At 69.1% G+C, this 22,907-nt stretch carries 21 protein-coding genes; 11 read left to right on the forward strand and 10 right to left on the reverse strand.

Going from position 1 to position 22,907, the window contains the following annotated elements; all coding sequences use genetic code 11:
• Positions 1–41 precede the first annotated feature (41 nt).
• Positions 42–1,505: an MFS transporter gene (locus tag ACXC9Q_RS13940; protein WP_457056921.1), complete on the reverse strand. Its 1,464-nt coding sequence runs from the start codon at positions 1,503–1,505 to the stop codon at positions 42–44.
• A 139-nt stretch (positions 1,506–1,644) separates the two neighbouring features.
• Here ACXC9Q_RS13940 and ACXC9Q_RS13945 point away from each other — a divergent pair, with 139 nt between their 5' ends.
• Positions 1,645–2,088: a MarR family winged helix-turn-helix transcriptional regulator gene (locus ACXC9Q_RS13945; RefSeq protein WP_457056922.1), complete on the forward strand. Its 444-nt coding sequence runs from the start codon at positions 1,645–1,647 to the stop codon at positions 2,086–2,088.
• On the opposite strand, the gene ilvA is transcribed toward ACXC9Q_RS13945, so the two are convergent.
• Positions 2,089–3,291: a threonine ammonia-lyase gene (gene ilvA, locus ACXC9Q_RS13950; RefSeq protein WP_457056923.1), complete on the reverse strand. Its 1,203-nt coding sequence runs from the start codon at positions 3,289–3,291 to the stop codon at positions 2,089–2,091.
• A gap of 53 nt (positions 3,292–3,344) precedes the next feature.
• Between ilvA and ACXC9Q_RS13955 the strand changes: the two genes are divergently transcribed.
• A complete protein-coding gene (locus tag ACXC9Q_RS13955; protein ID WP_457056924.1) occupies positions 3,345–4,589 on the forward strand; it encodes an aminoglycoside phosphotransferase family protein in 1,245 nt (414 codons plus the stop codon).
• A 1-nt stretch (position 4,590) separates the two neighbouring features.
• On the opposite strand, the gene ACXC9Q_RS13960 is transcribed toward ACXC9Q_RS13955, so the two are convergent.
• The 5 genes from ACXC9Q_RS13960 to ACXC9Q_RS13980 form a co-directional block, all read right to left on the reverse strand.
• On the reverse strand, positions 4,591–4,947 hold the full coding sequence (locus ACXC9Q_RS13960; RefSeq protein WP_457056925.1) for a hypothetical protein: 357 nt from the start codon (positions 4,945–4,947) through the stop codon (positions 4,591–4,593).
• Between the two features lie 157 nt (positions 4,948–5,104).
• Positions 5,105–5,908, reverse strand: coding sequence for an ABC transporter permease (locus tag ACXC9Q_RS13965; RefSeq protein WP_457056926.1), 804 nt, complete (start codon positions 5,906–5,908; stop codon positions 5,105–5,107).
• Positions 5,908–6,690: an ABC transporter permease gene (locus tag ACXC9Q_RS13970; protein WP_457056927.1), complete on the reverse strand. Its 783-nt coding sequence runs from the start codon at positions 6,688–6,690 to the stop codon at positions 5,908–5,910. Before ACXC9Q_RS13970 ends, ACXC9Q_RS13965 begins: the two co-directional genes overlap by 1 nt.
• 3 nt (positions 6,691–6,693) lie before the next feature.
• Positions 6,694–7,641 carry an ABC transporter ATP-binding protein gene (locus ACXC9Q_RS13975; protein WP_328526720.1) on the reverse strand — a complete coding sequence of 316 codons (948 nt, stop codon included), beginning with the start codon at positions 7,639–7,641 and terminating at the stop codon, positions 6,694–6,696.
• An 89-nt stretch (positions 7,642–7,730) separates the two neighbouring features.
• Complete coding sequence (locus ACXC9Q_RS13980) at positions 7,731–8,459, reverse strand: SDR family oxidoreductase (protein WP_457056928.1); 729 nt, start codon at positions 8,457–8,459, stop codon at positions 7,731–7,733.
• Between the two features lie 155 nt (positions 8,460–8,614).
• On the opposite strand from ACXC9Q_RS13980, the gene ACXC9Q_RS13985 reads away from it, so the two are divergent.
• The 3 genes from ACXC9Q_RS13985 to ACXC9Q_RS13995 all read left to right on the forward strand — a co-directional run bounded on the left by ACXC9Q_RS13985 (position 8,615) and on the right by ACXC9Q_RS13995 (position 11,796).
• Complete coding sequence (locus ACXC9Q_RS13985; RefSeq protein WP_457056929.1) at positions 8,615–9,220, forward strand: MarR family winged helix-turn-helix transcriptional regulator; 606 nt, start codon at positions 8,615–8,617, stop codon at positions 9,218–9,220.
• Positions 9,217–10,854: an MDR family MFS transporter gene (locus tag ACXC9Q_RS13990; RefSeq protein WP_457056930.1), complete on the forward strand. Its 1,638-nt coding sequence runs from the start codon at positions 9,217–9,219 to the stop codon at positions 10,852–10,854. The genes ACXC9Q_RS13985 and ACXC9Q_RS13990 overlap by 4 nt, the downstream gene beginning before the upstream one ends.
• 117 nt (positions 10,855–10,971) lie before the next feature.
• Entirely contained in the window at positions 10,972–11,796 is an 825-nt protein-coding gene (locus tag ACXC9Q_RS13995) for a nucleotidyl transferase AbiEii/AbiGii toxin family protein (protein ID WP_457056931.1), read from the forward strand.
• A 24-nt stretch (positions 11,797–11,820) separates the two neighbouring features.
• On the opposite strand, the gene ACXC9Q_RS14000 is transcribed toward ACXC9Q_RS13995, so the two are convergent.
• From ACXC9Q_RS14000 to ACXC9Q_RS14010, 3 genes are read right to left on the reverse strand one after another with little or no spacing between them, the layout of a single operon-like run.
• Complete coding sequence (locus ACXC9Q_RS14000; protein WP_457056932.1) at positions 11,821–13,095, reverse strand: AI-2E family transporter; 1,275 nt, start codon at positions 13,093–13,095, stop codon at positions 11,821–11,823.
• A 31-nt stretch (positions 13,096–13,126) separates the two neighbouring features.
• Positions 13,127–14,497 (reverse strand): glutamate mutase L, encoded by a 1,371-nt coding sequence (locus tag ACXC9Q_RS14005; RefSeq protein ID WP_457056933.1) that lies wholly within the window; start codon positions 14,495–14,497, stop codon positions 13,127–13,129.
• 3 nt (positions 14,498–14,500) lie between these two features.
• A complete protein-coding gene (locus ACXC9Q_RS14010) occupies positions 14,501–15,655 on the reverse strand; it encodes a cystathionine gamma-synthase (protein WP_457056934.1) in 1,155 nt (384 codons plus the stop codon).
• Between the two features lie 177 nt (positions 15,656–15,832).
• Between ACXC9Q_RS14010 and ACXC9Q_RS14015 the strand changes: the two genes are divergently transcribed.
• The 6 genes from ACXC9Q_RS14015 (at position 15,833) to ACXC9Q_RS14040 (ending at position 22,854) form a co-directional block, all read left to right on the forward strand.
• Positions 15,833–16,414, forward strand: coding sequence for a hypothetical protein (locus ACXC9Q_RS14015; RefSeq protein ID WP_457056935.1), 582 nt, complete (start codon positions 15,833–15,835; stop codon positions 16,412–16,414).
• 8 nt (positions 16,415–16,422) lie between these two features.
• Positions 16,423–17,796, forward strand: coding sequence for a hypothetical protein (locus ACXC9Q_RS14020; protein WP_457056936.1), 1,374 nt, complete (start codon positions 16,423–16,425; stop codon positions 17,794–17,796).
• A 109-nt stretch (positions 17,797–17,905) separates the two neighbouring features.
• Complete coding sequence (locus ACXC9Q_RS14025; RefSeq protein ID WP_457056937.1) at positions 17,906–18,487, forward strand: hypothetical protein; 582 nt, start codon at positions 17,906–17,908, stop codon at positions 18,485–18,487.
• Between the two features lie 10 nt (positions 18,488–18,497).
• Positions 18,498–19,493 (forward strand): hypothetical protein, encoded by a 996-nt coding sequence (locus ACXC9Q_RS14030; RefSeq protein ID WP_457056938.1) that lies wholly within the window; start codon positions 18,498–18,500, stop codon positions 19,491–19,493.
• A gap of 160 nt (positions 19,494–19,653) precedes the next feature.
• Entirely contained in the window at positions 19,654–20,085 is a 432-nt protein-coding gene (locus tag ACXC9Q_RS14035) for an SRPBCC domain-containing protein (RefSeq protein WP_457056939.1), read from the forward strand.
• A gap of 198 nt (positions 20,086–20,283) precedes the next feature.
• The gene (locus tag ACXC9Q_RS14040; protein ID WP_457056940.1) at positions 20,284–22,854 is read left to right on the forward strand and encodes a LuxR C-terminal-related transcriptional regulator; all 2,571 of its coding nucleotides are present in this window, start codon (positions 20,284–20,286) and stop codon (positions 22,852–22,854) included.
• The last annotated feature ends 53 nt before the right edge of the window (positions 22,855–22,907 follow it).

Consider the following 22,907-nt stretch of genomic DNA (forward strand, 5'->3'; position numbering starts at 1 on the left):
TGCGTCTCTATGTACACAGCCCACGACGGAGCTGGTTGTTGTCACGCGGCCGGGGTCATCTCCTCCTCGGCCAGTTCGTTCTGTACGGCGGCCAGCTCAGCGGTCTCGGCCGCCTCAGCCGCCCGCCGGGCCTTCAGCCCACGCAAACCGGTCAGCGCGATCACCAGACCGAGTGCCGCGATCCCGGTCACCACACCCAGCCCCGGCTTGTACGCCGACAGCATCCCGGCCGGCGTGGTCACACCGACCGACTGGCTGCTGATCACCGCCGTCACGATCGCGAGGACCACCGCGCCGCCGACCTGGTTGGAGGTGTTGAACAGTCCGGACGCCAGCCCCTGCTCGTGGTCCGGGACCCCCGACACCGCCTGGATGTTCAGCGCCGGGAACCCGATCGCGAACCCGAGGCCGAGCAGCATGATGGTCGGGAACACAGTCGAGAAGTACGCCGCCTCCGGGCCGATCCGCAGCGACAGGGCGTACCCGGCGACAAACAGCGCCATCGAGGTGACGATCATTGCCTCGGTCCCGAACCGGTCGGCCAGCTTGCCCGCGTTCGGCGACAGGGTGGCGACCAGCAGGCCGGCCGGCAGGAACGCCAGAGCGGTCTCGAACGACGACCAGCCGAGCAGGTTCTGCATGTACAGGGTGCCGATCAGCTGGAAGGCGACGTACGCACCGAACACGGTCAGGATGGCCAGGTTCGCCCGCCGCAGCGAGGCGTTGCGCAGGATCCCGAGCCGGACCAATGGGTGCTTGGACCGCAGCTCGATCGCGACGAACGCGCCCAGCAGGACGATCGCCAGCGCGAACATCCCGAACGTCTGCACCGACACCCATCCGGCGTGCTCGGCGCCGACCACGGCGTACACCAGGGACAGCATGCCGCCGGTGACGGTGATCGCGCCGGGGACGTCGTACCCGCCGGAGGTGTTGTCGCGCGGGCTGTTCGGGATCAGCTTGAGCGCGAACAGCAGCACGATCAGGGCGACCGGGCCGGGCATCAGGAAGGTCCAGCGCCAGCCGACCTCGGTCAGCGCGCCGCCCAGGATCAGGCCCATCGAGAAGCCGCTGGCGGCGCAGGTGGTGAAGATGCTGAGGGCGCGGTTACGGTCCGGGCCCTCGTGGAAGGTCGTGGTGATGATGGAGAGCGCGGCCGGCGCGGTGAACGCGGCGGCGACGCCCTTGACGAACCGCGCGGCGATGAGCAGTTCGGCGTTCGTGGCCAGCGAGCTCAGCATCGAGACCGCGGCGAACACGGCCAGCGCGATCAGGAAGACCCGGCGCCGGCCGAGCAGATCGGCGGTCCGGCCGCCGAGCAGCAGCAGGCCGCCGTACCCGAGCACGTAGCCGGTCACGACCCACTGCAGGGACGAGAGGGAGACGCCCAGGTCGGCGCCGATGGACGGCAGGGACATGCCGACCATGGACACGTCCAGGCCGTCGAGGAAGATCACGCCGCAGACCACCAGAAGAGCGCCCCAGAGGCGCGCGTCCCAAGTCATGCGGGCCGGTGCAGTACCGGCTGGTGATGGGGTGTGGGTTGTCTGTGTCACGAGGGAAGACTATTCCATGCGTGTGCATCTAATGTCTAGGCATTAAATGCGTTTGCATTGAATGCGCGTGCATGCTATGGTCGCCTCCATGACCGCTACGAAGGTCAGTGCCGGTCCTGGTGAGACCAGCGCCGATGCCAGTGCCGATGTCCGCGAGTGGCGCGAGCTGCTGGCTCGCCACGCGGATCTGACTTGCGCCCTCGACCGGGCTTTGCAGGCCGGCCACGAGCTCGGCATGAGTGAGTACGAGGTGCTCGAGCGTCTGGCCGAGCTGCCCGAGCAGTCCGCCAAGGTCGCGACGATCGCGAAGTCGGTGCACCTGAGCCAGAGCGCGCTGTCCCGCGTCATCGGTCGCCTCGAGGCGGCCGGCCTGGTCGAGCGCCACATGTGCCCGGAGGATCGCCGCGCAGTCAATGTCAGGCTGACTGACAAGGGCCTCCGGCGCCAGACCGAGGCCAAGCCCACTCAGCGCCAGGTCCTCGCCGAGCGGCTGCATGCTCCGCTGGTGAAGAGCTGCACACCGCTCGACTGATCAGTTGAACGTGTACGTGTAGCCGTCGCTGGCCAGGGTGCTGAGGACCCGGCCGCGGTGGTCTTCGCCGCGGAGCTCGAGCTGCAGCGCCACCTCGACCTCGTCCAGCCGCAGTGTCTCCGAGATGCGCTCGTGCACGATCTCGATGATGTTCACGTCCAGGTCGGCGAGCTGCGCGAGCAGCGTGGCCAGACCTCCGGGCGTGTCCGGGATCCGCACCCGCAAGGACAGGTACCGGCCGGCTGCCGCCATACCGTGCCGGATCACGCGCATCAGCAGCAACGGGTCGATGTTGCCGCCGGTCAGCACCACCACGACCGGTGGCTTGAATCGCCGAGGCTCGTCGAGTACGGCGGCCACCGCGGCGGCGCCGGCTGGTTCGACCACGAGCTTCGCGCGCTCGAGGACCAGCAAGAGGGCCTTGGACAACGAATCCTCGCCGACCGTGCGGACCTCCACGACGTACCGCTGGACCGCCTCGAACGGCACCGCGCCCGGCAGCCCGACCGCGATCCCGTCGGCCATCGTTGCCATGTGAGCGAGCTGGACCGGCTCACCGGCCGCCAGCGAGGCCGGGTACGCCGCCGCACCCGCGGCCTGCACACCGACGACCTCGATCGGCATCCCGTCGCGCTGCATCGCGGACGCGATCCCGGCGAGCAAGCCACCACCACCGGCCGGTACGACGACCGTCCGGACCTGCGGGCACTGCTCGACGATCTCGAGCCCGGCGGTCGCCTGACCGGCCACGATGTCGGGATGGTCGAACGGGTGGATCAGCACCGCACCCGTCTCCGCCTCGAACGCGCGTGCCGCGGTCAGGCAGTCGTCGATCGACGTACCGACGAACCGGACCTCGGCGCCGTACGCGCGGGTCGCCTTCTCCTTCGGGATCGGGGCGCCGTGCGGCATGAAGACGGTGGCCTTGATCCCGAGCAACTGCGCCGCGAGCGCAACCCCTTGGGCGTGGTTGCCCGCACTGGCCGCGACCACGCCGCGCTTGCGTTCGGCCTTGGACAGCCGGGCCATCCGCACGTAGGCCCCACGCAACTTGAACGACCCGGTGCGTTGCAGGTTCTCGCACTTGAGGAACACGTCGCCGCCGACGAGCTCGCTCAACCAGCGCGAGTACTCCAGCGGTGTCGGCGCCACCACGTCATGCAGCAGCTCCGCGGCCCGCACGATGTCCCTGGCATCGATCACGCCCTCACCCTACGCAGGAAAAACCGTTGCACCGGCCACATACGCTGCTGGTCATGGAAATCACAGCTGTCGTGGTCCGCGCGTCCGACGACGCTGTCCTGATGTTGCCGTCGGGTCTGCCACGGGTGGATGTCACCGAGAAGTTCTGGTTCCCGGACGTCGAGCCGGTGCTGCGAGCGCTGCCCGGCATCGACGCCGCTGTGCTCACCTGCCTCAGCGAAGAACCGATGGTCTACCTGATGCTCTCGACCGGCGCCGTACCGGAAAACGCTCGCTGGGTGCACGACGTCGACGACCCGGCAGTCATGGCCGCTCGGCGACACCTCGCCCTGCCGCCGGACTCCCCCGTCACCCCGGCCTGGACGATGCCGGACTGGTACGACGAAGCCCTGCCCTGGATCGCTGAGCACGTTCCGGGCCCTTGGGCACAAGTGCGCTCATGGGGGTTGTCGAACGTCTTGCGCGTCAGCGGCCCGGACGGGGACGTCTACTTCAAGGCACTCGCGCACTCCAGCACGATCCAGCCGGCTCACGACGACGCATTGCCGCTTCTCTTCGCGCATGAGCCGTTGCTCCTGAAGCACCTCTCGGACGACCGGCCCGGCGCGGTGCCGGCGCCGTTGGCCATCGACGAGAAGCGCACCTGGATGCTGTTGCCCGACCTCGGTCGCCCGCTGGCCGACGAGGCTGACATCGCGGTGTGGATCGACGCGCTGCGAGGGCATGCCAGGTTGCAGCGCAGCTATGTGGATCAGATCGACCGGCTGCTGGAGTTCAGTTGCGTCGACCGCCGGCTCAAGGTCCTGGCGGCCGAGCTCGACCGGCTGCTCGGACCGAATCCGGCGACCGAACTGCTCGAGCCCAGCGAGCGTGCGCGGCTGCCGCGGCGGGCCGAACAGTTGCACGAGGCAATCACCGAGCTGGCGGCGATCGGCGTACCGGAGACGCTGCTGCACGGCGACCTGCACCCGCGGAACCTTGCTGTGCGGGACGGGAAGGTGCTGGCCTTCGACTGGACCGACGGGCTGGTCTCGCATCCGTTCCTCGACTTGGTGACCTTCGTCGAGGAGAGGTCACCGCTCTCGATGGATGCGCGGGTGCAGGATGCGTATCTGGCCGAGTGGGAGGAGTACGCCGCCCCCGCGGACCTGCGCCGGGCGCTCGAGCTGGCAAGGGAACTGGGCGCACTCCATCAGACGATGACCAGCCTGCACCTGCGGGATCACCTGTCCGAACCGGACCGCGAATCCATGCTCCGCGGCGCGGTGTGGTGGTTGCGGCGGTTGCTCGAGCAGTAGGTCATTTGCTGAGGATGGTGAGCTGGTTCCGCATCCCTCGGCGTACCGGTGGGTCGAGGTGGCGGTCCCAGTCCGGGTGGCGCTCGCCGCGCAGCAGGGCGTAGTACGCGAGTGCGTCGGACAGCGCCGCCTCGCGCAGGTATCCCCGGGCCAGCGGCTGCTTGCCACGGCCGTTCGGCCGCGGACGACGTTCGTACGCCGCGTTGGCGGTGAAGATCCCGAGTCCGTAGAACACGGTCAGCAGGTCGGTCAGCGACTCGTGGTCGGGCCGGCGCGCGAACGAGATCCGGTCGCCGCCGAGCAGCAACTCGTGTCCGGCCTCGTGGGCGTAGATCGCCGTCAGAGCGACCGGATCCACCGCCGTCGCCCACCCGCCAGCCGTTCGCGCGGTGCCTTCAGGTCGGCCCGGACCTGCTGGTTGCGCCGCAACACCCCGATCGGATTCCTCACCCGCCGGATCATGCCTATCCGACGGCGCTGTAAACCCTCCGGTTCCGAGAGGTCGCACTCAGTGACTATTTCAGCAGCAGCTTGCCCAGCCGCCGGGAGGCGACGTACATGCCGAGGGTGCCCATGACGGCCAGGTAGGCGGCGTTGATCAGCAGGAACCAGCTCACGGTGCCGGTGGTGAAGGCGCGCTCGAGGACGACGCCCTGATAGAGCGGGGTGATCTCAACCAGCCAGCGGATCGCGGGCGGGTAGGTCTCGACCGGGTAGAAGGTGGCCGAGAACAAGAACATCGGAATGATCGCCAGCTGCACGAACTCGAAGTCCTGCCAGCTGCGCATGAACGTGGTCAGCGCCATCCCGGCGCCGGCGAACGCGAACCCGATCAGCACCGACGTCGGCAGCGCGACCACCACCCACCACGACGACACCAGGCCCATGATCAGCATCACCACGATGAACATGGCCGAGTAGCAGGCACCCCGCAGCAGCGCCCAGGTCACCTCGCCGGTGGCGACGTCCCACGGCCGCAACGGCGTCGCGAGCATCGAGTCGTAGAGCTTCGCGTACTTCATCCGGAAGAAGATGTTGTACGTCGAGTCGAAGATCGCACCGTTCATCGCCGAGCTGGCCAGCATCGCCGGCGCGACGAAAGCGGCGTACCCGATGACGGTGCCGTCGGACAGCGTGAAGTCGCCGACCAACTGGGCGACCCCGATCCCGATCGACAGCAGGTAGAACACCGGCTCGAAGAAACCGGACAAGAAGACGACCCAGGACCGCCGATAGAGCAGGAAGTTCCGCTCGACGATGTGCCGTCCCCCACCAACACGAACCGGAACCGGAACGACCCGGGCTGCAATAGTCGCCATCAGCCGATCAGCTTCTTTCGGAAGCCGCGGACGGCGAGTTTGGTGCCGATGATGAACCAGGCCAGTAGATAGGCGACGTTGACGAGCGCGAGCCATGGATTGACCGAGCCCTCCGCCAGGGCCCGGCAGAGATGGACCCCGTGCCACAGCGGACTGACGTACGCGAGCCACTCGATCCAGTTGGGCAGCTGCGAGACCGGAAAGAACGCGCCGGAGAACAGGAAGGCCGGGACCACCCCGAACCGGAAGATCATCGCGAAGCCCGAGTCGTTCTCCAGCGTGGTGGCGTAGGCGGCGACCGGTCCGGCGACAGCCATCCCGACCAGCAGCGCGACCAGCAGAGCGAGCACGCCGAGCGGCGACTGCAGCCCGCCGAACGCCGCGATCACCACCAGGAACACCGCACAGGTGCTGCCCACCCGGAAGGCGATGAACCCGAGCTGCCCGTAGACGACGTCCGCAGGGCGCAGTGGGGTCGCGATCATCGAGTAGTAGAACTTCTGCCACTTCAGCCCGCTCATCACCGGGTACGTCGACTCGCCGACGGCCACCTGCAACGCCGTGGCGGCGAGCAGCCCGGGCGCGATGTACTGCAGGTAGCTCACGCCACCGAGCGCGCCGGTCCCGTTGCTGTCCACGAACGAGCCGAGTCCGATCCCCATCGCGGCCAGGTAGAGCAGCGGCAGCAGGAAGCTGGTGATCAGCGTGCCCTTCCAGGTCCGTTTGTAGACGGTGAGCCAGTAGTCGAACTGGCGCCGCCCGTTCTCCACTGCGAGTGCCATGTCCTAGTCCACCAACGTCCGGCCGGTCAGCCGGAGGAACACGTCCTCCAGGGTGGAGCGCCGTACCAGCACAGCGGCCGGCTCCAGACCACGCTCGTGGACGGCGGCGACCGCGCGCTCACCGTCGTCGGTATAGAGCAGCAGGCGGTCCGGCAGCACCTCGATGCGCTGGGCCAGATCCTCCACCTTGCCCGCCAGCGCGTCATGGTCGGACAGCATCACGTCCGGACCGAACCGCAGCTCGGTCACCTCGCGGGTCGAGTAGTCGCGGATCAGCTCGGCCGGGGAACCCTCGGCCGCGATCAGGCCGCCGTCCATCACCACGAGCCGATCGCACAGCTGCTCGGCCTCGTCCATGTAGTGGGTGGTGATGATGAGCGTCACGCCGGCCTGTTTGAGCCGGAACAGCTTGTCCCACAACAGGTGCCGGGCCTGCGGGTCGAGGCCGGTGGTCGGCTCGTCGAGCAGCAGCAGATCCGGCTTGCTGACCAGTGACCGGGCGATCGTCAGCCGCCGCTTCATCCCACCGGAGAGCTCGTCGACCTTGACGTTCGCCTTCTCGGTGAGCGCGACGAACTCGAGCAACTCGTCCGCCCGGAGGCGGCACTCGGCCCGGCTGAGACCGAAGTACCGGCCGTAGATCGTCAGGTTCTCCCGGACGGTCAGCTCGGTGTCGAGCGTGTCGTCCTGCGGGCACACGCCGAGGCGGGCCCGGATCGAGGGGCCGTCGGTGGCCGGATCGAGGCCGAGGATCCGCAGCGTGCCGCCACTGGTCGGTGAGACCGCGCCGATCATCCGCATCGTCGACGACTTGCCCGCGCCGTTCGGCCCGAGGAACCCGAACGCCTCGCCCTTCCAGACGTCCAGGTCGATCCCGCGCACTGCCTCGAAGTCGCCGTACGACTTCCGCAGCCCGCGGACATGGACCAGGGACTCCCGCTGCTCACTCACGGACCGACCCTAGACGGACCGTCCGACATTTTTCTTGTCGTTTTGAGCGGCTCCATGCGCCGAAGGTAGAACCTCAACAGCGCTGGAGGTCAACCGCGACCGACGTACGGCATCCCGGCCGCCATCACGGTCAGGGTCGGTACGGCGACCGATGTCGGCAACTGGGCGATCCGGACCACGAAGTCCGCGACGATCCTCGGGTCGAACGTCGGCTCGATCGCGAACGACCCGTCCGGCTGCAGCACGCCCTGCCGCATCCGCTCGGTCATCTGGGTGGCGGCGTTCCCGATGTCGATCTGGCACGCGGTGATCCCGTGCGCGCGACCCTCCAACTCCAGACCCTTCGTCAGGCCGGAGATCGCGTGTTTGCTCGCGGTGTAGGCGATACCCTTCGGCCGCGGCACGTGCGCCGAGATCGACCCGTTGTTGATGATCCGCCCGCCCTTCGGCTCCTGCCGGAGCATCAGCCCGAACGCGGCCTGCGCACACAAGAACGACCCGGTCAGGTTCGTGTCCACCACCCGCCGCCAATCCTCCTCCGCGACATCCGGTACGGCGGCCGCCGGCGCCCCGATCCCCGCGTTGTTCACCAGTACGTCGATCCGCTCCAGCCCACCGAAGAACGCGCGGACCGCTTCCCCGTCAGCCACGTCCAGCACCGCGAGCCGCACCCGCCCGCCCCCGTCAGCCACGGTCTCACGAAGGGTCTCCTCCGTCCGGCCGGTCACGATCACGTCGAACCCGGCCGCCGCCAGAGCCAGCGCCATCTCCCGCCCCAGCCCGGAGCCGCCACCGGTCACCACCGCCACCTGCGTCACAGAACGCACCCCTCTGTCGTCGAATGATCGTCCGCTGATTCTCCTCTACTGCGGACAGTGACCAGCCCGAGACGGAGAGTAAATGAGTGGCGGCTCACTTGGCGATCTCGGAAACTCATTTGCGTGTATCACGCAAGCATGTATATGCTTGCAGCATGCAAGTAACCGACGCGTACACCCCGCAGACTCCCATCGAGGGCGTCATGCACGCGTTTACCCGGATCGGACGCCGGCTCAAGGCCAAGCAGCCCGGCGACACGATCGACCACAGCGCGCACGTGGCGCTGTTCGTGCTGCGCTGCAGTGGCGCACTGCGGTTGTCCGACCTGGCCGCGCGGATGGAGCTCGACGCCTCGACCGCGAGCCGCCACGTTCGCGCGCTGGAGCAGCTGGGCCTGGTCCACCGCTCCCCCGATCCCGACGACGGCCGCGCCTTCCGGGTCGAGCTGACCGAGCAGGGCATCGAGCAGTGGGAGTCCAGTGCCCGCCGCCGGATGGAGCTGCTGAGCACCGCGATGGACGGCTGGTCCGAGGACGACATCCTGACGTTCGAGCGGCTGATGACCCGGTTCGCCGACGGAGTCGCCAACCTCACCGACACCCCGGCCGACGCTCGCTGGGCCGACAAGGGCTGGGCCGCGGTCGCTCCGCGACTACGCGCCGCTCCGGACCCTGAGCGCAGTACCGACGAAGACTTCGCGGCCGGCGGCGACCCCGCTACCCGCGAGAACACCGACAAGAACCTGGAGAGCACCAGATGAGCACCACTGAGCCCGCCACCGCCGGCGGCCCAGATAGCACCATCGCCGCCCCTGGCGGCGCCCCGAACTACCTGTCCCACAAGCAGATCCTGGTCATTCTCGGCGGTCTGATGGCCGGGATGTTCCTGGCCGCGCTGGACCAGAGCATCGTCGGTACGGCGCTGCCGCGGATCGTCAGCGAGTTCAACAGCCTGGACAAGCTGTCCTGGGTGGTCACGGCGTACCTGCTGACCTCGACCGCCTCCACTCCGCTGTGGGGCAAGATCTCCGACCTGTACGGACGCCGCCCGCTGTTCATCGCGGCGATCGTCATCTTCCTCGCCGGCTCCGTGCTGTCGGCCATGTCGCAGAACATCGAGATGCTGATCGGCTTCCGGGCCGTCCAGGGTCTTGGCGCCGGTGGCCTGATGTCGCTGGCGTTCGCCACCATCGGCGACGTGATCCCGCCGCGCGAGCGCGGTAAGTACATGGGGTACTTCGGTGCCGTCTTCGGCCTGTCCTCGGTGGCCGGCCCGCTGCTCGGCGGTCTGCTCACCGACGGTCCGGGCTGGCGCTGGATCTTCTGGATCAACGTGCCGATCGGCCTCGTTGCCCTGGGCATCGTCGCCGCCGTGCTCAAGCTGCCGCACGTGAAGCGCTCGCACAAGATCGACTACCTCGGCGCCGCCACGGTCGCCGCCGCCGTCACCACGCTGCTGCTGGCCATCTCCTGGAGCGGCCCGAGCAACGGCTGGGGCAACGGGACCACGGTCGGCCTGCTGGTCGCGGCCGTCGTACTGGCCGTCGCGTTCGTCTTCATCGAGCTGCGGGTGGCCGAGCCGATCATCCCGATGGATCTGTTCAAGGGCCGGATCTTCTCCGGGTACGCCGGCTACGCGTTCCTGCTCGGGTTCGCGATGTTCGGTGCGCTGATCTTCCTGCCGCTGTACCTGCAGGCGGTCAAGGACCTGTCGCCGACCCAATCCGGCCTGGCGCTGCTGCCGATGATCGTCGGTATCTTCTCCGCCTCGATCCCGAGCGGTCAGCTGATGAGCAAGACCGGCCGCTACAAGGTCTACCCGATCATCTCCTCGATCCTGGTCGGCAGCGCGATGGTGCTGCTGTCCACGCTGAGCCTGACCACGCCGTACTGGCAGATGGCGATCTACATGTTCGTGATGGGCGCCGGCCTGGGCCTCTCGATGCAGATCACCGTCACCGCGGCGCAGAACAGTGTGCCCCGCAAGCACATGGGCACCGCGACCTCGACGATGACCTTCTTCCGCTCGATGGGTGGCGCGATCGGTACGGCGGTCTACGGCGCCGTACTGACCATCCGGCTGAAGGACCACCTGACCGACATCGTTCCGAACGCCACGCAGGCCGTGGTTGACGGACTCGCCAAGGCGGCGAACAGTGTGCAGGCTCTGCACGGGCTGGCGCAGCCGATGAAGGGCTGGGCTCTGCACGGTCTGGTCGACGCGATGGACGACGTGTTCCTGGTCTCCCTGCCGTTCCTGGCGATCGCACTGATTCTCGCGATCATCACCCCGGAGCAGCGGCTGGCCGGCCGTTCCGACGGCCCCAAGCCGGAAGGCGAGGAGCCGGAAGGCGACGAGTCCGTCGAGGCCTCCGCCGCGGCCGCGATGCACTGACCGCGATCCATCACCACAGCCGCCCCGGGAGTCTCCCGGGGCGGCTGCTTGCTCGGTGGGACGAACCGCCCGCCTGACCCTCACCCGGCGCAATACCGCTCCAGGCAGACTGACCTCATGGATCCGCTCCAGACCCGGATGGCGACCGTAGGCCTCCGCGCCCTCGCCAACGACGGCTTCGTGCTGGCGGGCGGCTACGCTCTCCGGGCACACGGCTTCGGTGACCGCGACTCCGACGACATCGACCTGTTCACCAACGTGCTGGACAGCGACCGCTTCGCGTCAGCAGTCGAGCATCTTGTCGCCGCCTATCGCGCCGACGGCCTGCGGACCGAGGTGGCACGGCAAGCGCCCGTGTTCGCCCGACTCGTCGTCACCGATGAGCAAGGCACGACGGCCAAGGCCGACCTCGGCGTCGACGATCGGTCGTTGCCCCCTCTTCGCCGCCCAGCTAGGCGCCGCCAGCCGGCTACCCGACTCCGGCTTCGCGCTGTACGGCGCCTCCCAGGACCTGATCACGCGAATCCGGCGGACGGCGATCGACTGGGCCGACCTCATGGCCCGACCATCGGCGAGGATGGACGGATGAACGACGACCACCTGACCCAGCCTGGAGACCTGCACGCGAAGCGGATCCCGTACGTCGTGCCGGAGTCCCTTGATGAGCTCACCGGTCCGCGGTCCGGGGTCGTCGAGATCGGAACGCCGATCAACTGGAGTCCGCAGCGCACCTTCGACCTCGCCAATCGAGACGACCGCGTGTCGCTGTACACCACGGTGATCAGCGAGGCATCGACGGCGGCCGACCTCAGCAGGTTCCTGAACAAGGACCTCCTCATCGAGCTGTGGCGGCAACTGCGGTTGCCGCGGTACTGCGTGCGCCGGTGGCACACCCAGTTCCCGCAACTGGCCGCGCTCGGAACCGCCGGCCCATGGCAATGATGGGGGTACGAGGGAGCGGGGAAGTTAGTCGTCTGCTGGGGCTGGGGTGGTGGGGTGCCTGCGTCTGGGGAGTGGGGGTAGGTGTCTTGGGGGCTCGGGGTCTGCGTCGTTGCCGGCCAGGTGGTGGACGATGGCATTGATGACTGCGGCGGTTGGTACGGCGACCAGGGCGCCGACGATGCCGGCGATGATCACGCCGGTGGCGATCGAGAGAATGACCGCGAGCGGGTGCACGCTGACCGCGTGACCGAGCAGGAACGGCTGCAGGACATGCGCCTCGAGCTGCTGTACGCCGATCACCACGCCCAGCATGATGATCGCGACGATCGGGCCCTTGGCAACCAACGCGACCAGTACCGCGACGATGCCACTGACGAACGCACCGACCACCGGCACGAACGCACCGACGAACACCAGGATGCCGATCGCAGTCACCAGCGGCAGCCCGAGAATCGCCGCACCCAACGAGATCCCGACCGCGTCCACCGCGGCGACGATGATGGTGGCCCGGACGTACGCGGTCAACGAGACCCAGGCCTTCCGGCCGGACGAGTCCGCCTTCGCACGGGCGTGACGGGGGAACAGCCGGACCAGCCAGGCCCAGATCTGGTCACCTTGGTAGAGGAAGAAGAACAGGCAGAACAGCGAGATGAACAGACCGGCGACGACGTGGGTCGCCGTCGTACCGACCGCCGCCGCCTGCTGACCGAGCGCGCCGCCGGACGTGAGCTGCTCGCGCAACGACTTGATGGCGTTGGTGACGTCCTGGTCGGTGAGCCCGAAGTTGATCCGGCCGAGCTCGCGCAGCTTCTGCACGCCCTCGCCGACTTGCGTCGACAGGCTGTCGAACTGGCCGGCGATCTGCGTACCGACCAGGGTGAGCAGACCGGCCACCACCACGATCGTGGCGACCACGGTGATCCCGGCGGCGGCGCCGCGCGGGAGCCGCAGTCGCTGGAGGCCGTTCGTCATCGGGATGAGGAGTGCGGTGAGCAGCACGCCGACCGTGACCGGGACGACCACCTCGGACAGATACCGGATCCCGTAGGCGATCACGAGGACGGCGGCGACGACCACCAGGAATCGCCAGGCCCACGCACTGGCGATGTGCATACCGTGCGTAACCCCGGCGTCATCCGCCACGCGACCAGGAGGCTCCACCTTCGCACCGGCATCGTGCCCGGCCTCGGGTGGCACGCCAGCGCTCGACTCGGCCGGCACATGGTTGTCCGCGACCTGCTCGCCCTCCTGGCTTCCGGTCTCCGGCATGTCGGAGTCGTCCCGCCCCGTCTCGCTCATCACACCTCCGCAGCTTGCTGTGTTGCTGAGACTAGTGCCCGGTGCGGGTGGTTCCATGAATGTGGGCGGCCAGACCTTCGGCGGCTTTCGGGTTCTCGTCGGCCAGCAGACCGACGCCCGCGAGTACGTAATCCTTGTCGACACAAACCTCGGCGCGCTCCGGCACGAGCCACCCTTCCTCCCGCGCGTTCGTGCCGACCGAGCCCAGGATCCGCGCCGCCACTTCCGGCCCGTTGTGCCGCAGCACTCCCCCGGATCCGACCAGCAGGTCCACCTCGCGCAGATCCTTCCCGGACCGCTCGATCACCCGGCCACCCGGCCCGAACACGATCCGCTGCCGCCCCGCGTGCCGTCTGAGCGCGACCGTCGCGGCCACCGTCGCCAGGGTCTCGTCGTACGACGCCTCGAGCGCGCTGTCCGGCAGGTACGACGGATCACGGTGCCGGCGCTCAGCCGCCGTACGGATCGTGTCGTCGTCCGCGACCAGGCCCGCCTCGACGCCCGCGGCGACCACCGGTACGGCGCTCCACCGCATGCCGAGGTCGCCTTCGACGGTCCGCGTCACCGGGTGGGTCGCGACCACCTCGCGGCCGAGGTTCGCGTCTTCGGGGTCGAGCTCGATCACCGAGTGCACGTCGGTCGTCGCCCCACCGATGTCCACGACCGCCACGTCACCGTGCAACCCGGCCAGCACCTCGACACCCCGCAGTACGACGTCGGGCGTGGCGGCCCGGACCATCCGCGCGAACGCGGGATCGCGGGACAGGTTCTTCCCACCGATCACGTGCGCGAGGAACATCTCCCGGATCGCTGCCCGCGCGCTGTCCGGCGCGAACACCCCGATCTCCGGTACGACGTTGTCCGCGAGCACATGCGGTACGCCGGCGGCCGTCAGGATCTCGCCGACCTCGGCCCGCGCGTCGACGTTGCCAGCGACAACGACCGGTCGGCGCCACTTGTACTTGGCCAGCGCCTCGGTTGCCTTGAGCAACACCGCCGAGTTGCCTCCGTCCGTGCCGCCCAGCAGCAGCACGACATCGGGACGGTCCTTGCGGAGCTCCTTCTGGCTGGTTGCCGAGAGCCCACCGTTGACCACGGCAACGACCCGGCCACCGCTGGACAATGCGACTCGCCGGCCGGCCTCGGCGGTGACGAGCTCCTCGTTGCCCACGACCCCGATCCGCAGACCGCCACCCGCACTCGAGCAGGCGAGAACCTCGGCGTTCTCGACGCCGCGATCAACCTCCGCGAGCAGAGCCCGGCAGGCGTGCCAGCCGTCCATCACATCCGTGTCGATCGTGGTGCGGTGCTCGGCCCGGGCGACCAGGTCACCCGAGCCGGAGCCCACCGCGATCGCCTTGGTGAAGGTCGACCCGAAGTCGACCGCGACCACGAGCCCCACGGATCAGGACATCGCGCGGTCGAGGTCCTGCAGCAGGTCGTCGACGGTCTCGATACCGACACTGAGCCGGATCAGGTCGGCCGGGACCTCCAGCGGCGTGCCGGCGACCGAGGCGTGGGTCATCTTGCCCGGGTGCTCGATCAGCGACTCGACGCCGCCGAGCGACTCGCCCAGGGTGAAGACCTCGGTCTTGTTGCAGATGTCCAGCGCGTGCGGCTCTCCCCCGGTGACCCGGAACGACACGATCCCGCCGTACCGCTTCATCTGCTTCGCGGCGGTCTCGTGGCCGGGGTGGCCGTCGATGCCCGGGTACAGCACCTGGCTGACGGCGCTGTGCCGCTGCAGGAACTCGACGACCTTCTCGGCGTTGTCGCTGTGCCGGTCCATCCGGACGCCGAGCGTCTTGATGCCGCGCAGCACCAGCCAGGAGTCGAACGGGCCGGCGACCGCGCCGATCGCGTTCTGATGGAAGGCGATCTTGTCGGCCAGTTCGGCGTCGCGCACGATCAGCGCGCCGCCGACGACGTCGGAGTGACCACCCATGTACTTCGTCGTCGAGTGCACGACCACGTCCGCGCCGAGCTCCAGCGGCTGCTGCAGGTACGGCGAGGCGAAGGTGTTGTCGACCACCAGTAGGGCACCGGCGTCGTGGGCGATCTGCGCGACGATCGCGATGTCGGCGACGTTCAGCAGGGGGTTGGTCGGCGTCTCCAGCCAGACCACCTTGGTCTTGCCCGGGCGGATCGCGGCCCGGATCGCCTCCGGGTGGGTGACCGCGGCCGGCGTCATCTCGACACCCCAGGCGCCCAGCACCTTCGAGAACAGGCGGAACGTGCCGCCGTACGCGTCGTCGGGGAAGACCACGTGGTCACCCGGCACGCACAGCGACCGGATCAGGGTGTCCTCGGCGGCGAGGCCACTGGCGAACGCGAACCCGCGGTTGCCCGACTCGATCGCGGCCAGACATTCCTCCAGCGCCGTCCGGGTCGGGTTCGCCGACCGGGAGTACTCGTAGCCGTTGCGCAGCCCGCCGACGCCGTCCTGCTTGTAGGTGCTGGTCGCGTAGATCGGCGGCACCACCGAACCGGTGGTGGGGTCGGGCTCGTTCCCGGCGTGGATGGCGAGCGTCTCGAAGCCGTAGTGGTGTTCCGTGTTCACCGGACCAGCGTACGGCCTGGTCTGCTGCCGCCACGCACGCCGTCCACAGCCGGGACGATTCGATGGATCCGAGTTGTCCACAGGCGCGTCGAAGCCGCTGGCAACTGACCCGTACGGCAGCCTACCGTTGCGCTCAGTGGTTGCCCCCGGACCGCGGACGGAAGGACACAGCGCCGAATGAAGACGCAGGACAGGCCGCTCGACCAGGACGACCTGGCGATGGCAGACCTCGGCGAGATCCAGGACTGGACCAGGCTGGCCGGACCCGACGGCGACGATTCCGGTCCAGAGGTCGTGCGGGCGCTGGTCCACCGCGTGATGGCAGAGACACCCTGGCAGCCGTGGCCGCTACGGCAGGGTGAGGTGATCGCCGACGAGATGGTCTCCTGGGGATTCACCACTCCGCGCGGCTCGACCCTGATCGTGTTCGACGGCTTGGTCTTCGCCGACTGCCCCGACAGCGGCTGGTCGGCGTACGACATCGGCCCCGACGACATCGCCGCTGCAGAGGCCGGACTGGACGCGCACTGGCCGGACCACCTCGCTCTGGCCACCCGCCACTGGGGCGAGCCGGACTACGTCGGCGACGACTCCGAGCCCGGCTTCGCCGACGACTGGGCTCCCGGCGCCGCCGCCGGGCACCGCCACCTGGCGGTCTGGCTGCGCCCGGGCGCCGAGCTCCACCTCTACAGCATCAAGCCCACCAAGGACCCCCTGACGAACGCCGTCGGCGTCAACTACGCCGTGTACATCGACTAGGAGACCCGATGAGCGACCAGTCCCCCGCCGCCCGTCCCGGTTTTCGCGAACGCCGCAGCGCCGCCAAGGCCGCGAAGCGGGAACGCAAGTCGCGCTGGAAAGCCCAAAAGCTGGGCACGAATTCAGCCAAGGCCGCCTTTGCCAACGCCCGCGCGGGCGTCGGCAGGATGAGCCGAGCCGATCGTGCGGCAGTAGGCCGCGCCAGCCGCCGCGCCGGCCTGACCAGGGCCCACCTGGCCGAGATGGCGACGCAGCACATCGCCGGTCACTTCAACGACACAGCCCGGAGCGTCGGCCTGAGCTACGAGGGCACCGCGCGCCAGCACCTGGCGGACGCGGGAGGGCCTGACCGGATCCTGCAGTGGAATCCGGCCAAGATGGTGCGCAACGCCGCGTCCCGCTGGGCCGATGTCCGTCGGGGCACGAAGGAGCTCAAGGCCGGGTACGCAATGGCTCGGAACGCGGTCGACCGCATGGACCCGACTGTCCTGCAGACCATCGGCGACCAGCGAATGACCGCAGCCAGACTCCAGTACCTGGCGGAACAGGGCATGCGGCGAGTCATCACCGGCGGCCCGTCGACCTTGGCGCCTGAGTTCCAGCAGCAGGCCTACGAGCAACTCGGAGCACAGCAGCCCGGAGCACAGCAGACCGCGCCGATCGGGCAGCAGCAGGCCCAGCAGGTCCCGACCCCGCAAGAGGCGGTCCTGCGGGATCGGATCCAGCAGCTGGAAGCCGAGGTCGAGGCCCTCCGGAATCAGGTTGCCCAGCTCCAGGCACAGCAAGCCCAGCTGGAGCAGCAGATCCAGGTCGCCCAGCAACTCCAGCCGGAGGTCTCCCAACAGCGACCCGAGGCAGCGGAAGCGCAAACCGGTGCGGCACAGCAACAGCCCGAAGGTGCGCCGGAGCGGGCCGAGGGTGCGCCGGAGCGGGCCGAGGGTGCACAGCGGCAGCCTGAGGTGGTGCAATCGCAGGCCGGGGCTCTGCAGCGGCCGGAGATGGCTGAGGGCCAGCACTATGTGGGAGTGCACCAGGTCGTCGAAGGCCAGCGGCCGGCAGCCCGGCAGGAGGGCGACCCGGAGAACGCCCAGGACTGGGTGGACGCGGCCGCCGGACAGACGCCCGGGCAACCCCAGGCAGCGGCAGCCGAAGCCGTGGGGCAACGGCCCGACGGGCAACAGACCGCTGCAGGCGGCGCGGCCAGGAACTCAGGAAACCTGTCGGTCCGAGACATGCAAGAGGTCCACGCTGCCTTTGCCGGCAGGCCGCCGGCCGAACCCTCGAACCCCGCGGGCGCCCGGGACACCGCCGCCGCGGCCGAGAAGGGACTGCACAAGTCAGGTCAGACCATCGAGCGGCAGGGCGATTCGATCAACCGCTGACCCTCGGATCCCGTGACCTGACCGCAACCATTGGCCCGATGATGTGACCCTGACCGCGGCCTACGGTTGCGGCCGGAAGGCCTGACACAGACGGAAGGAACAAGCCCGGATGAAGACGCAGGACAGGCCGCTCGACGAGGACGACCTGGCGATGGCCGACCTCGCCGACGTGGCGGACTGGACCAGGGTGGCCGGCCCGGACAGCGACGCGTCCGGCCAGGCAGTGGTCCGCGCACTCGTGCAGCGGGTCACGACCGCCACCGACTGGCAGCCATGGCCGCTGGCGGCCGGCGAAGAGATCGACCCGCTGGTGGCGTCGTGGGGATTCACCACGCGGCGCGGCAGCACCATCATCGTGTTCGACGGGCTCGCCTTCTCCGACTGCCGCAACAGCGGCTGGATCGCGTACGAGATCGAGCCGGACGACATCCCGGCCGCGGAGGCCGGACTGGACAAGGCCTGGCCGGACCACCTCGAGCTCGCCCGGAAGCACTTCGGCGATCCCGACTACGTGGGTGACGAAAGCAGCCCGACGTTCCTCGACGAGTGGGCGCGGGGTGCGGGCGCGGACCGGCGGCACCTCGCCGTCTGGGTTCGCCCGGGCGCCCAGATCCACCTCTTCAGCGACAAGCCCACCAGGGACCCGCTGACCAGCTCGGTTTGTGTCAACTACGCGGTCTACATCGACTAGGAGCTCGAATATGACCACGCCGTACCAAGGCCCAGGGATGTGGGAGCCGGGTAACCGGGAACAATTCGTCCAGTGGGGCGCGGACCTCTCGGAGCGCGATCAGATCGCCCTCCGGCGTGCGATCGCCCTCCAACGAGCACTCGCCCCGATCATCAACGCAGCCGTCCGCGTCGAGCAGGTGGCCGTCCAGACGTATCAACGGCTGAGCGAGGGTGCCAGGTCCCTGGCGTCTCAGACCGCTCAGTTCGGCCGGGACACCGCCACCCGGGCCGGCGAGATCCGTGACAACACCGTCGACCGGGTGGCCGACTTCGGGCAGCGGGTGCAGGTCCGGGCGGACCTCGCCACCCAGGTCGTGAACGAGCGCCTGGACGCTGCCGGCCGGGCGATCACCGCTCAGGGCCGCGCCGCCGTCGAGGGCGCCCAGAACCTGGGCCGCAACGCCGTCCAAACCGGTCGCAACACCGTCGAAGGTGCACAGAACCTGGGCCGCAACGCTGTCGGCGGTGCGCAGACCGCCGGCCGTAACGCTGTCCAGGCCGGTCGCAACACTGCCGACCGGATGTCCCGCTGGTTGCAGGATCGGCGGTCCAACGCGTCCAACCGCGCCAACGCCGCGCGTGCCGCCTTCGCCGCGTTCAAGAACCCGGCGTTGAACCAGGCCAACGTGGACGGCAAGGACATTCAGGCCCTGAGCGCCCACGCTCACGCTCTGGTCAGTGCGCAGACCCCCGAGGCGCGTGCGGCCGCCGCCCAGCAGTTGGTTCAGGCCGCCTCGTCCCTGCAGACGTCGAGCAACCAGCAGGCCCCGGGGCAGCACCGCGCCGGTGCCGACCGGGATGGCAACCTCGCTCAGTTCGTCAACACCGGGCAGCCCTCCGCCGGTCAGATCCCGGCCCGGGCCGCCGCGCAGGCAGCGAACGCGCAGGGCCAGCAGGACCAAGGCGAAGCTCAGCACACCGGCGGCCCAACGACCGGCCCAAAGGGCATCGAATTCACCCAGTAACCCGAACCACCCCGAAGCACCCGAACGCCGCCGGCAGCCCCGGCGGCGTTCGCCTTTCCACCCGCCCTTCCGGCAATCTCGAACTGAAGATCTTGACGCAACCTAAGGGTTGCAATAGGTTGAGTTGCAACTAGATGGTTGCTATTTGCTGGAGGTTGTCATGGGGTTTCCCGATCGAATCGAACGGACGGTTGAGCTTGCTCACCCGCCGAAGAAGGTGTGGGCGGCGCTCACCACCGCGGAAGGGCTCGGCACCTGGTTCGGGCATCAGGCGACGATCGACCTGCGGCCGGGCGGGACCGGGCAGATGACCTGGACCAGCGGCGACAAGGCCGAGCTGCGGATCGAGCGGGTCGACGAGCCGACCATCTTCGGCTTCACCTGGCACATCTACGGCCTCCCCGCCGAGGACCCGCGCCGGACGTACGTCGAGTTCACGCTCGAACCCGTCGACATCGGCACCCGCCTCACCGTCGTCGAGTCCGGCTTCGCCCAGCTCCCCGACGAGGACTACCGCAAGGCCTTCAGCAGCAACACCGAGGGCTGGGCCTCCGAGCTCGGCGAACTGGTCGATTACCTCAACGCCGCCTGACCAGGTGCTCTGCCGCGCCGTTTGACAGCGCGTTCACCCGGCTGATACCGAGAGGGGAAGGCGCCAGGACCAGGTGAATGGCGCCGCAGTGTCCGGCGTGGATAGTAGGGCGGACCTTTGACGGTGGCTCCAGCAACACCTCGGCTGATCGATCGTGGTGATCTTGTCACTGCCCTGGATCGCGCGGCGGCGCGGAAGGTGACGATCATCTCGGCTCCGGCCGGTAGCGGGAAGACGTGCCTGCTGCGCGAGTGGGCGGGCCGGCCGGGGCAGCAGTTCCGGCTCGCCCTCGTGCAGGTCCAACGCGACCAGCACGACGCCCAGCAGTTCTGGCTGGCCATGCTCGACGCGATCGGTCACGGTTCCGCCACTGCCGGCCGCGTGGAACCGCGAGCAGCGACACCTGACTTCAATGCACCGGCGATGGTCGACCGGGTGCTGTCGGAGCTCGCCGACGCTCACGGCGGCGTCACGTTGGTCATTGATGATCTTCACGAGCTGAATTCGCAGGAGGCCCTCTCTCAGCTCACCGGACTGCTGACGAACCTTCCCCCGCGGGTGCGCGCGATCCTGACCATGCGTCACGATGTGCGGCTGCGCCTGCATCAGCTGCGCCTAGCCGGCGAGCTGGCGGAGATCCGTGCGGCCGACCTGCGCTTTTCCGAACGCGAAACCCGCGAGCTTCTCGATGCCTCGGGCATCGCGCTGTCGGCGGCCGGGGCGGCGCTGCTACATCAGCGGACCGAGGGGTGGGCCGCGGGCCTGCGGCTTGCCGCGCTCTCCCTGGCCGGCCACCCCGATCCGGAGCGGTTCGTCGCGGAGTTCTCCGGCAGCGACCGCACGGTCGCCGAGTACCTGATCGCCGAGATGCTCGAGCGCCAGCCACCCGACATCCGAGATCTGCTCGTGCGTACCTCCCTGCTCGATCGCGTCAATGGCGAGCTCGCAGACCTGCTGACCGGCCGCCCTGGCTCGGAACGGACTCTGCTGGAACTCGAGGATGCGAGCGCGTTCGTCGTCTCGCTGGACCCTGAGCGCACGTGGTTCCGTTACCACCGCCTGTTCTCGGATCTCCTGCGGCTGGAGCTGCGTGGGTCGCTGCCCGAAGAAGTTCCGGCGCTGCACCGGCGCGCCGCCGGATGGTTCACCGTGCAGGGCCAGGTGGTCGAGGCCATCCGGCACACCCAGGCGGCGGGCGACTGGTCTGATGCGGCCCGGCTGCTCGCCGACCATGCGTTCAGCCTGACGCTCGACGGGCGAGCGCAGACCATGCAGGCGCTGGTGCGGGCCTTCCCCAAGGGCGCGGATCACCCCGAGCTCGCCCTGGTACGCGCGATGGGTGACCTCGCGCAGGGACGTCTGGACCAGGCGGCCGCCCATCTCGCGGTCGCCGAGGCGCACGTCCAGGCGACGCCGCCGGATCGCCGGCGGCGCCTCCGGGTGGCGGTCGCGTCGCTGACGCTGTCGCTGGCCAGGCGCCGCGGGCAGCTTGCCGGCGTCATCGAGCAGGCCAGATTCCTGGCCTCCCCGGTCACCGGGCAGTCCCACGGGGACATCGCGCTCGGCAGCGATCTGCGCGCGATGGCGCTGATGAATCTGGGCACCGCCGAGGCGTGGACGCTCGGGCTGCCAGACGCCCCGGACGCCGAACGGCACCTGCGGGAGGGCGCCGCGCTGGCCCGGGAGATCGGCCGTCCCTACCTCGAAGTCGGCTGCCTGGCGCAACTCGGGTTCGCATCGCTGGTCCTGCACTCGTTCGCCACGACCCAGCGGCGCTGTCGTGAGGCGATCGCGCTCGCGGAGCGACACGGCTGGGGCGCGGAACCGGTGATCGCGCCCGCGCTGATCATGCTCGCCGCCACCCTGATCTGGACGGGCGAGTTCGACGAGGGCGAACGATGGCTGCAAGGAACCAGACAGGCCCTGCAAACAGACACCGGCCCGGACATCACGCTCCTGCTGCACCAGACGGCTGGGTTACTGCACGCCGGCCGCGGCCGCCAGCAGGAAGCGCTCGAGGAGTTCGGCGCGGCCGAATACCTGGGATCGCAGCTTGCGGAATCGCGGGCGCTGGCGACCCGGACCACCCGGTGGCTGCTGGCTACCCAGGCCCGCCTCGGGATGACCGGTGAGGCCCGCGCCTTGCTCGCGGCGCTCGATGACCAGCGGGCAAGCTCCGGTGAGATCCGTAACGCCTTCGCGGTGATCTGCCTCGCCGAAGGCGACCCGGCCGCGGCTCTGGCCGCGGTGGCCGATGTTCTGGACGGCACGGCCGGCGTCCTCGGGGACGTCACGGTCATTGAGGCTCACCTGCTGGCCGGACTCGCCCATCGTGAGCTCGGTGACCAGCGCGCGGCCAGCCGGGCGGCTGAACAGGCGCTGGCCCTGGCGGAGTCTGACCGGTTGGTCCTCCCGTTCGCGATCACAGGCTCCCGGGAACTGCTCGAGGCGCTGCCGCGGCATGAGACAGCGCACGCCGCGCTGCTCGCCGACATCCTCGATGTTCTGCACAGCCCTCCCCCGGCGGCCACGGAGGAGGAGTCCTCATTGCCACCGCTAGAGGAACTCAGCCCGGGCGAGCTCAAGGTGCTGCGTTATCTCCCGACGAACCTGTCCCGGCCCGAGATCGCCGGCGAACTGTCCGTCTCGCCGAACACCGTCGGCACCCACCTGCGCAGCATCTACGCCAAGCTCCAGGTCCGCGACCGCTCCTCGGCCGTGCGGCGCGCGCGGGAACTGCGGTTGCTGGCGGCCGGCCGCACGAGATAGCCCGGGTCACCTCATACCAGTGATGCGCGGTCACCTGGCCGCCCCTGAACATG

The sequence above is a fragment of the Kribbella sp. CWNU-51 genome (genome assembly GCF_054073265.1).

Coding starts and splice junctions, on each gene's coding strand:
- ACXC9Q_RS13955 (WP_457056924.1), top strand. CDS start 3,345: ATGGAAATCACAGCTGTCGTGGTCCGCGCGTCCGACGACGCTGTCCTG.
- ACXC9Q_RS14015 (WP_457056935.1), top strand. CDS start 15,833: ATGAAGACGCAGGACAGGCCGCTCGACCAGGACGACCTGGCGATGGCA.
- ACXC9Q_RS13945 (WP_457056922.1), top strand. CDS start 1,645: ATGACCGCTACGAAGGTCAGTGCCGGTCCTGGTGAGACCAGCGCCGAT.
- ACXC9Q_RS14025 (WP_457056937.1), top strand. CDS start 17,906: ATGAAGACGCAGGACAGGCCGCTCGACGAGGACGACCTGGCGATGGCC.
- ACXC9Q_RS14000 (WP_457056932.1), bottom strand. CDS start 13,095: ATGAGCGAGACGGGGCGGGACGACTCCGACATGCCGGAGACCGGAAGC.
- ACXC9Q_RS14030 (WP_457056938.1), top strand. CDS start 18,498: ATGACCACGCCGTACCAAGGCCCAGGGATGTGGGAGCCGGGTAACCGG.
- ACXC9Q_RS14035 (WP_457056939.1), top strand. CDS start 19,654: ATGGGGTTTCCCGATCGAATCGAACGGACGGTTGAGCTTGCTCACCCG.
- ACXC9Q_RS13970 (WP_457056927.1), bottom strand. CDS start 6,690: ATGGCACTCGCAGTGGAGAACGGGCGGCGCCAGTTCGACTACTGGCTC.
- ACXC9Q_RS13990 (WP_457056930.1), top strand. CDS start 9,217: ATGAGCACCACTGAGCCCGCCACCGCCGGCGGCCCAGATAGCACCATC.
- ACXC9Q_RS13965 (WP_457056926.1), bottom strand. CDS start 5,908: ATGGCGACTATTGCAGCCCGGGTCGTTCCGGTTCCGGTTCGTGTTGGT.
- ACXC9Q_RS13995 (WP_457056931.1), top strand. CDS start 10,972: ATGGATCCGCTCCAGACCCGGATGGCGACCGTAGGCCTCCGCGCCCTC.
- ACXC9Q_RS13940 (WP_457056921.1), bottom strand. CDS start 1,505: ATGACTTGGGACGCGCGCCTCTGGGGCGCTCTTCTGGTGGTCTGCGGC.
- ACXC9Q_RS13985 (WP_457056929.1), top strand. CDS start 8,615: ATGCAAGTAACCGACGCGTACACCCCGCAGACTCCCATCGAGGGCGTC.
- ACXC9Q_RS14020 (WP_457056936.1), top strand. CDS start 16,423: ATGAGCGACCAGTCCCCCGCCGCCCGTCCCGGTTTTCGCGAACGCCGC.